Here is a 470-nt window from a genome sequence, read left to right on the forward strand (position 1 = left end):
GAGGGTGTGACGGTGTACATGGTGCTGCAGGCGGCGCTTGCGGTGCTGTTGTCGAAGCTGGGAGCCGGTACGGACATCCCGGTGGGTTCGGCGGTGGCCGGGCGTACGGACGAGGCGTTGGACGACCTGGTCGGTTTCTTCGTGAACACGCTGGTGATCCGTACGGATCTGTCGGGTGATCCGGCTTTCCGTGAGGTGTTGGTGCGGGTGCGGGAGGCGGGGCTGGGGGCTTTCGCGCATCAGGACGTGCCGTTCGAGCGGCTGGTGGAGGAGCTGGCCCCGGTGCGGTCGCTGGCCCGGCATCCGTTGTTCCAGGTGATGTTCACCCTGCAGAACAACACGCGGGCGGTTGTGGACCTTGCCGGTGTGCAGTCGGCGGGTCACTCGCAGGCGTCCGACCCGGCGGTGAAGTTCGACCTGGAGGTCACCGCTTCGGAGGTCTACGACGAACAGGGCACGCCGGCCGGCGT

1 protein-coding gene is annotated in these 470 nt (G+C 67.4%); it reads left to right on the forward strand.

Translation table 11 applies throughout. From position 1 onward, the window contains the following. On the forward strand, positions 1–470 hold a 470-nt coding region (locus H0H10_RS03795; protein WP_223179325.1), incomplete at both ends, for a condensation domain-containing protein.

Origin of the sequence: Streptomyces griseicoloratus, assembly GCF_014534645.1 — a bacterium.
GTDB lineage: Bacteria > Actinomycetota > Actinomycetes > Streptomycetales > Streptomycetaceae > Streptomyces > Streptomyces griseicoloratus.